The sequence below is a fragment of the Paraburkholderia sp. genome (genome assembly GCF_004298475.1).
Classification (GTDB): Bacteria; Pseudomonadota; Gammaproteobacteria; order Burkholderiales; family Burkholderiaceae; genus Paraburkholderia; species Paraburkholderia denitrificans.
In genome coordinates this window covers 22,629-30,927 of sequence record NZ_SCRP01000024.1, presented here as the reverse complement: position 1 = coordinate 30,927, position 8,299 = coordinate 22,629, and the positions used below count along the sequence as shown (strand labels likewise).

At 66.4% G+C, this 8,299-nt stretch carries 7 protein-coding genes and 1 pseudogene; 3 read left to right on the top strand and 5 right to left on the bottom strand.

The window, feature by feature from the left end:
* Positions 1 to 257: 257 nt before the first annotated feature.
* From EPN59_RS13380 to EPN59_RS13365, 4 genes are all read right to left on the bottom strand, one after another.
* Entirely contained in the window at positions 258 to 1,958 is a 1,701-nt protein-coding gene (locus tag EPN59_RS13380) for a lactate permease LctP family transporter (protein WP_293033862.1), read from the bottom strand.
* Between the two features lie 105 nt (positions 1,959 to 2,063).
* On the bottom strand, positions 2,064 to 3,494 hold the full coding sequence (locus EPN59_RS13375) for a LutB/LldF family L-lactate oxidation iron-sulfur protein (RefSeq protein WP_293033879.1): 1,431 nt from the start codon (positions 3,492 to 3,494) through the stop codon (positions 2,064 to 2,066).
* 44 nt (positions 3,495 to 3,538) lie between these two features.
* A complete protein-coding gene (locus tag EPN59_RS13370) occupies positions 3,539 to 4,300 on the bottom strand; it encodes an LUD domain-containing protein (RefSeq protein ID WP_293033864.1) in 762 nt (253 codons plus the stop codon).
* On the bottom strand, positions 4,297 to 5,085 hold the full coding sequence (locus EPN59_RS13365; RefSeq protein ID WP_293033866.1) for a (Fe-S)-binding protein: 789 nt from the start codon (positions 5,083 to 5,085) through the stop codon (positions 4,297 to 4,299). The genes EPN59_RS13370 and EPN59_RS13365 overlap by 4 nt, the downstream gene beginning before the upstream one ends.
* 203 nt (positions 5,086 to 5,288) lie before the next feature.
* Here EPN59_RS13365 and EPN59_RS13360 point away from each other — a divergent pair.
* The 3 genes and pseudogenes from EPN59_RS13360 to ppk2 form a co-directional block, all read left to right on the top strand.
* Positions 5,289 to 5,942, top strand: a pseudogene (locus EPN59_RS13360) (FCD domain-containing protein); the annotation flags it as partial.
* Between the two features lie 253 nt (positions 5,943 to 6,195).
* Entirely contained in the window at positions 6,196 to 6,573 is a 378-nt protein-coding gene (locus EPN59_RS13355) for a VOC family protein (protein WP_293033868.1), read from the top strand.
* A 171-nt stretch (positions 6,574 to 6,744) separates the two neighbouring features.
* Positions 6,745 to 7,668 carry a polyphosphate kinase 2 gene (gene ppk2 / locus EPN59_RS13350; RefSeq protein ID WP_293033870.1) on the top strand — a complete coding sequence of 308 codons (924 nt, stop codon included), beginning with the start codon at positions 6,745 to 6,747 and terminating at the stop codon, positions 7,666 to 7,668.
* 188 nt (positions 7,669 to 7,856) lie between these two features.
* Here the strand turns inward: ppk2 and EPN59_RS13345 are convergent, their stop codons facing one another.
* Positions 7,857 to 8,261 (bottom strand): helix-turn-helix domain-containing protein, encoded by a 405-nt coding sequence (locus tag EPN59_RS13345; RefSeq protein WP_293033871.1) that lies wholly within the window; start codon positions 8,259 to 8,261, stop codon positions 7,857 to 7,859.
* Positions 8,262 to 8,299: the final 38 nt, after the last annotated feature.

Below are 8,299 nucleotides of genomic sequence, written 5' to 3'. Positions count from 1 at the left end.
GGCCAACCCCATCACGCAGGTGCCTGTCGACCAGCTTCTGTTTGAACCGCTCATCGTACTTCGTCATGAAAAACACCCCAAAGGCTGGATCGGCGTCCAACTTTTGGGGTGCAGTTCATTTGCGCGCAAAGAAAAAGGCCGCTGCCCGCGGCGAGCGGGCGGCGGCCTTGTGCCGGATGGGCCAATGCGGGGCAAAACAGGGCAAAAGCGGGGCGAAAGCGCGATTGCGCTCCCGCCGGTTTTTCCGTTACGCAGTATTACTGCGGAATCATGCCGGTCAGCACATACGCCTGAATCAGCGTGACGATGCCGACGATCGTTGCGAAGAACAGGCTATGGCGCAAGGTGAAGCGGAACAGCGATGCTTCCTTGCCGACGAGGCCCGTTGCCGCGCAGGCGACGGCGATCGACTGCGGCGAGATCATCTTGCCGCTCACGCCGCCCGAGGTGTTCGCCGCGACGAGCAGCGTGTTCGACACGCCGATCTGGTGCGCGGTGGTGTTCTGCAGCGAGCAGAACAGCGCGTTCGACGACGTGTCCGAGCCGGTCAGGAACACGCCCATCCAGCCGAGGAACGGCGAGAAGAACGGGAACGCAGCGCCGGTGCCGGCGAGTGCGAGTGCGAGCGTCGACGACATGCCCGAGTAGTTCGCGACGAACGCGAACGACAGCACGAGACCGATCGAGAGCACGGGGCGGCGCAGTTCGCCGAGCGTTTCGACGAACGCGGCGATGGCGGCGCCCGGCTTCATGCGCAGCACGATCGTGGAGATGATCGCGGTCAGCAGGATCGCGGTGCCCACGGCGGAGAGCCAGTCGAAGTTGAACACGGCGACATAGGCGGTCGGCTTCGCGACGATCGGCGCGGTGCGCATGACGAGCTTGTCGAGGCCGGGGACGTGGATGCTCAGCACGGTGCCGGCGAGCGCGCCCTTCGCCGCGAACAGCGCCTTGAACGGCTTCAGGCTCCAGACGGTGACGACGGCCGTCAGCATCAGGAACGGCGACCATGCGCGCAGGGTTTGCGCACCGCTGTACGGCGAAGCCTTGCGGCTCGACGCCGCAGCGCCATTGCTGCCGCCGAAGCCGCCGAGCGCAGCAGCGCCGCCGCTGACGTTCACGCCCGAAGCCTGCGCTGCGCGCTTCGGCTGCCACACCTTGAGGAACGATGCGAGCGCAACGAGGCTCACGAGTGCCGAGGTGATGTCCGGCAACTCGGGTCCGATGTGATTCGACGTGAAGTACTGCGTCACGGCGAAGCTGCCGCCTGCGACGAGCGCTGCGGGCCACGTTTCCTTGAGGCCGCGCTTGCCGTCCATGATGAACACGAGCCAGAACGGCACGAACATCGAGAGCAGCGGCAGTTGGCGGCCCGCCATCGCGCCGATGAGGAACGGGTCGATGCCCGTCACCTGGCCCGCGACGATGATCGGAATGCCCATCGCGCCGAACGCCACCGGAGCGGTGTTCGCGATGAGGCACAGGCCGGCTGCGTAGAGCGGCTCGAAGCCGAGGCCGACGAGCAGCGCCGAGGTGATCGCGACCGGCGCGCCGAAGCCCGCTGCGCCTTCAAGGAACGCGCCGAACGAGAAGCCGATCAGCAGCATCTGCAGACGCTGGTCGTCGGTGATCGAGAGCACCGATGCACGGATGATCTCGAACTGCCCGGTCTTCACGACGATCTTGTAGAGGAACACCGCAGTGATGATGATCCACGCGATCGGCCACAGGCCGTAGGCGAAGCCGAAGCCCGCCGAGGCGAGCGCCTGTCGCACGGGCATGCCGTACGCGAAGATGGCGACGCACAGTGCGAGCACGAGCGTGATCGCGGCGGCGACGTGGCCCTTCAGGCGCAATACGGCAAGCGCGAGGAAGAAGAACAGGATCGGGATGGCGGCCACGAGCGTGGACAGCCACAGACTGCCGAGTGGGGTGTAGGTCTGGTACCAGGGTTGCACTTCGGTCTCCTCCGAGGATGCGGGTCTAAATTCTCTGCCTTCTCTGCCGACACGTTGGTCGCGCGAGCCGGATCGCCCGCGCGCCACGTGGTTTCTTTTTTGCCGTTATTCCGGCTGTTTGCGATCTCGCAGCATGTCGTGCAGGCTGCGCGGTGCGGGGGTGAGCGGTGTGCGGTGCTGCGTCCAGCCCATTTGCTGCGTGGGCGTGAATGCGCGCAGTCGCGTCGCGGCCCAGCGCAGCGCGCGGTAGGCGCGCGGATGCGCGAACGCGCCGCTCCAGAAGCGCCAGACGAACTGCTCGCGCTTGTTGTGTTTCGCGCCCTGGCCGCGCAGCGGATGCGCGACGACTTCGTCGGGCGCGCGATTCGCTTCGGTGCGCAGGCGCACGAGCAGATCGGGAATCGGAATGCGCACCGGGCAGACTTCGCCGCATGCGCCGCACAGGCTCGACGCGCTCGGAAGATCGGCGGTGGCCTCGAGGCCGAGCAGGTGCGGCGAGATGATCTTGCCGATCGGCCCCGGATACGTCGTGCCGTACGCGTGCCCGCCGATGCGCGTGTACACCGGGCAGTGATTCATGCAGGCGCCGCAGCGAATGCACTGCAGCGTCGCGCGCAGTTGCTCGTCGGCATAGGCCTGGCTGCGGCCGTTGTCGAGCAGCACCAGGTGCACTTCGCGCGGACCGTCTTTCTCGCCTTTGCGGCGCGGGCTGCTGATCAGGTTGAAGTACGTCGTGATCGGCTGGCCCGTTGCCGAGCGCGTGAGCAGGCTCGACAGCGGCACGATGTGCTCGAGCTTCGCGACGACCTTCTCCATGCCCATGATCGCGATGTGCACGTCGGGCACGGTGGTCGAGAGACGGCCATTGCCCTCGTTCTCGACGAGCCAGAGCGTGCCCGTATCGGCGGCGGCGAAGTTCACGCCGGACATGCCGATGTCCGCATAGGCGAAGGCGCGGCGCAGCGCGCGGCGACCCGTCTGGATCAGTTCGTCCACGTCCTCGGTGTAGGTCGTGTTGGGGATGTGCTCTTCGAACAGATGCCCGATGTCGCCCTTCGTCTTGTGGATCGCGGGCATGACGATATGCGAGGGCTTCTCGCCCGCGAGCTGGACGATGTACTCGCCCATGTCCGACTCGATGCACGCGATGCCGCGTTCGCCGAGGTAGTGATTGAGCTCGATCTCTTCGCTCGCCATCGACTTGCCCTTGATGACGCGCGTGGCGGCGTGCTTTTGCGCAATGCCGTGGACGATGCTGTTCGCTTCGTCGGCGGTTTCGGCCCAATGCACCTGGATGCCGTTCCTGCGCAGATTCGTTTCGAGTTGTTCGAGCAGTTCGGGCAGGCGCTTGAGCGCGTGCTGGCGCACCGCTTCGCCGATGTCGCGCAGCGCTTCGAGTTCGTCGGAGTCGGGGAACTGCGCGGCGCGCTTGCCTTGCAGGAAGTCCATCGCGCCGCGGAAGCTCTTGCGCAGTTGCGGATCGTCGAGCGCCGCGCGGGCGCGCTCGCGAAATTCAGCCGTGGGGACGAAATGCAGCGTCTTCTGCTCGTCCGTGCCGCCTTGTGCGTGCGTTTGCGTGCTCACCGGGCGGCTCCTTTATCGTGCGTGTTGTGCTGTGTGTCGTGCGGGTTGACAGCCGCGTCGCCGGTCACGACGACGACCCACAGCGCGCGCGGCCCGTGGGCGCCGTAAGCGGTGGTCTGCTGAATATCGGAAGTCTTGGACGGCCCCGAGATCATCACGAGGTTGGTCGGCATGCCGTCGCGCCAGCGCTCGGCGGCCACCGCCGCGTGCAGGTCCGCGTGCAGCGTGTTCGCGTGAATCAGCGCGATGTGCAGCGGCGGCACGAGCGAGACGGTGCGCGGCGCATTCGCGTCGGGGACGACGATCAGCGTGCCGGTCGCCGCGAGCCCGGAGCGTGCGACGGTGAAGCCCGCGTCGATCGTCTCGAAGAGTTCGGTTTTCCACGCTTCGATGGGCCGCGCATACGTCAGCGCCTCGACGGCCTCGGGCAGGGCGCTCGCGAGCGCGGCGCCTTCGGCGCAGGACGTGTCGAGCACGAGCCGGCGCACGCCCGCTTCGGCGAGACGGCGCGCCATTTCGGCGGGCCAGGCGTCGGCGCTGAGGCAGAACACGTCGGCGTGCACCGCTTCGAGCATGCTCTTAAATTGCTGCACGTTTTGCGCGAGCGACGCGTGCACGCGGCGCTGCGTGAAATGTGCGTCGATGTGTTCGTCGAGCGCATTGGCGGCATGGGCCGCGCCGACGTTCGCAGCGTCGGGCGCGCAGGTGCGCAGCCGCCCGAGGATGCGCGCGCGGGCGCCCTGGGAATTCTCGCTCATGCCTTGTCTCCACCCGTGCGGCGCCACAGGAACGACGCCATATGCTCGACGGCGAGTGGCGCGCCCTTGTGCTCGGCGGCGTGGCCGATGTTCAGCATGCAGCCGCAGTCGGCGCTCACGAGCCGGTCGCAGCCGGTCGCGACCGCGGACGCGAGCTTGTCGGCGACCATCGCGCCGGAGATATCGGGGTGCTTGAGCGAGAACGTGCCGCCGAAGCCGCAGCATTCGGACTCGCGTTCGTGCTCGACGCGCGTGACGCCGGGCAGCGCGTCGACGGCTTCGACGCCGTGCTCGCGCGTGCCCATCTCGCGCCGCGCGCCGCACGAGGTGTGCAGGACGATGCTCTCCTTGGTGCTGGCAGTGGCGGCGCCCAGTGCGCCGAGATCGATCTTCAGCACGCGCACGAGAAACTCGGTGAGTTCGTAGATGCGTCCGGACAGTTCGGCGGCCTTCGCGGCGGCTTCAGGGTCTTCTTCGAACAGCGCCGGCCAGTGCTGCCGCATCATGCCCGCGCACGAACCGGAAGGGACGACGACGGGCCAGGGCTGGTCGAACAGGCCGAGCTGCGCGCGTGCAACCTCTTGCGCCTGGCGCGGGTTGCCGCTCGACCAGGCGGGCTGGCCGCAGCAGCTTTGGCCGCGCGGGAAGTGGACGGTGATGCCTTCGCGTTCGAGCAGCTTGACTGCGTCGAGGCCCGCCTGCGGAACGAACAGATCGACGAGGCAGGTTGCGAACAGATATACGTCGGTGGGGCGCTTGCCCGTGGGATATTGCCGAGGCTTCATGTCTCCGATTCCATCCGTTATTGGCGTCGCGAGCGAGGGCGAAGCCGTCTTTGGGCGCATAATTCCCGATTTGAGCGTTTGGCACAAATTGGTTGGACCAGCTACTGCGCGATGTTGGCGAAGGCGGATGGCGAAGGCACGACGAGACCGGGGACGAGGCAATGAGGGACAGTGGCAGGGCGCGTGGGCGCGTCGAGGCCGTGATGCGGCAGATGGAGACGGCGCTGCTCGACGGCAGCTGGCGCACGGGCACGAAGCTGCCGGCCGAGCGGGTGCTGGCCGAGCGCTACGACGTCGCGCGCAACACGGTGCGCGAGGCGATCCAGCGGCTCGCGGCGCGCGGCCTCGTGCAGAGCCGGCCGGGCGCGGGCGTGTTCGTGACCGACCAGTTGCGCACGGGCTTTGCGTCGCCGTGGGGGCAACTGGTGGCCGACCATCCGGCGCTGCGCGACGACATCCTCGAATTTCGCCGCGTGCTGGAAGGCGCGACGGCCTATTTCGCGGCGCTGCGCGCGAGCGACGAAGATCTCGCGCGCATCCGCACACTGATGGACGCCCTTGAGCACGCGCACCTGGTGGGCGACAAGACCGGAGAAGCCGACGCGGACGCGAAACTGCACGAGGTGATCGCGCAGGCCTCGCACAATGCGATGTTCCTGCATCTGCACACGAGCGTGCTGGGCATGCTGCGCGAGCACATCACGATGAACGGGACAGGGTTGCGCGAGCTGGCCGAGGGCGCTGCCGTCCTGCTGCTGGAGCAGCACCGTACGGTGTGCGATGCGATTCTCTCGCGGCGCCCCGAGGAGGCGCGCACGGCGATGCAGACGCATATCGACTTCGTGCGCGCACGCGTTGGAGAGGATCCCGATGCACCCGGAGGTGGTTGGACCACGGTGCCCTGGAGCCCGTCGGTGCCGCCTGCCGGGGCGAAGACGGTCGGGGCGAATGTTGCTGGGGAGAAGGCTGCCGGAGAGAAGGCTGCCGTGGCCAAAGCGGCGGGCGAGGGCGCCGCGGCGGCTCCAGGGCGGCGAGCCGCCAAAGGCTGCTAAAGTCGGCGCAATCAACCACGAACGCCCCTCGGGGCGAAGCGATCAGGGAGAACCCGGCATGGACGAGGTGGCCGCGCGAATCGAAACGTTGAGCGCCGTGACGCTGACCGTCAGCGAAATCGGGCGCTCGGTGCGCTTTTACGAATCGCTCGGATTCCGGCAGCGGCCTGGGCACACCGTGGCGGGTTTCGCGTCGTTCGTGCTGGGCGGCGGCGCGACGAGCTACCTGAACCTGCTGGAAGGCCAGCCCGGCGCCGTAGAAGGCTGGGGACGCGTGATCGTCTACGTCTCCGATGTGGATGCGTTCTACCGCCAGGCGCTGGCTGCGGGCGCGACGCCCGAATTTGAGCCGCAGGATGCGCCGTGGGGCGAACGCTACTTCCATCTGCGCGACCCGGACGGGCACGAATTGAGCTTCGCCAAGCCCTTGGGATGACGCTGCGCAACGCGGCTGCGTGTGCCGCTTCCGTGTGCCTGCCACGCCTGTAATACATACGAATGACACCCATTACGCGGATAGTGGCGCGACGCCGTCGCCGCCGCGACCGCCGCGATTGCCGTGACGTAAAGGATTGGATTGCCATTCGATCGCAACAGGAGAATCACCATGAAAGAACTCGAACATGATCAGGAGGCCGCCGCGCTGTATCGCCGCCGCCGCCTCGACGAGGAACTGATCGACGCCTTCGACGAAGAGCTCGAAATGGAAGTCGACGACCGTCTCCAGGAGCGGGGTTTGCAGATCACCGACGCAGCGCGCGAACTGCGCCGCGTCTATTTCCACGAGCTGATCCGCCTGCAGGGCGAACTCGTGAAGCTGCAGGACTGGATCGTCAATACGGGCTACCGGCTCGTCGTGATCTTCGAAGGCCGCGATGCGGCGGGCAAGGGCGGCGTCATCAAGCGCATCACGCAGCGTCTGAATCCGCGCATGTGCCGTGTCGCCGCGCTGCCCGCGCCGAACAACCGCGAGCGCACGCAATGGTATTTCCAGCGCTACGTCCAGCATTTGCCCGCAGGCGGCGAGATGGTGCTGTTCGACCGTAGCTGGTACAACCGCGCGGGCGTTGAGCGCGTGATGAACTTCTGCACCGATGAAGAGTACGAGGAGTTCTTCCGCTCGGTGCCCGAGTTCGAAAAGATGCTCGTGCGAAGCGGTATTCAGATCATCAAGTACTGGTTCTCCATTACCGACGAAGAGCAGGAAATCCGCTTCCAGAGCCGCATCGAAGATCCGCTCAAGCAGTGGAAGCTGAGCCCGATGGATCTCGAAAGCCGCAGCCACTGGGAACAGTACACGCAGGTGAAGGAAGTGATGCTCCAGCGCTCCCACATTCCCGAGGCGCCGTGGTGGGTCGTGCAGGGCGTCGACAAGAAGCGCGCGCGCCTGAACTGCATCAGCCATTTGCTGAGCCAGGTGCCGTATCGGGAGATCGAGCATCCGCACGTGACGCTGCCTGCGCGTGTCCACCATCCCGACTACATCCGGCAGCCTGTCGAGCAGACCATGATCGTGCCGGAAGTCTATTGAACCGAGTCGGCACTCGCACAAACGCCGCGCCCGGTATTGGGCGCGGCGTTTGTGTTTGCAGTTGCGAAACAGGATGATTGCGGCGCGCTGCAGTGCGAGAGCGGCGGCGTCGAACCGGCGCAAACGGACCCGCAGGCCGCGACCTGAAACGCGGCGGCGTGTGTGTCGCGAACGTCAGCGCGCCAGATTCAGCGCGCCGATTTCGACAGGCGATGGCCGAGGCCGAGGTTCGAGACGATCTGCCACGTATAGACGCGCGAATAATGCACGCCGAACTGGCGGCTGATCAGCTCGCGCACGCGGCTGTTGGTCCACGTGTCGCTCGGAAAACCGTGTTCGCGCGCGGAGCCGTGCAGTGCGCTCGCAATCCAGAACAGTGCGGCGTGGTCGAGCACCGAGGGGCGCCCGCCCACGCTCATCTGCTTGAGCGCGGCGAGTCCGCCGTCCTCGACGATCACCTTGTACCGGCGCACGGTCTGGGCCGAAAGATGCAGAGAATCTGCGACAGCGTTCACCGTCGCGCCATCGATCAGCATCTGGCCAGCAGCCATTCTTCTCGTGACGCTCGGCAAGTCCTCGGTTCGGGTAAGCATGGGATCACTCGTCGACGAAAGATTCGATCATGCGGCAG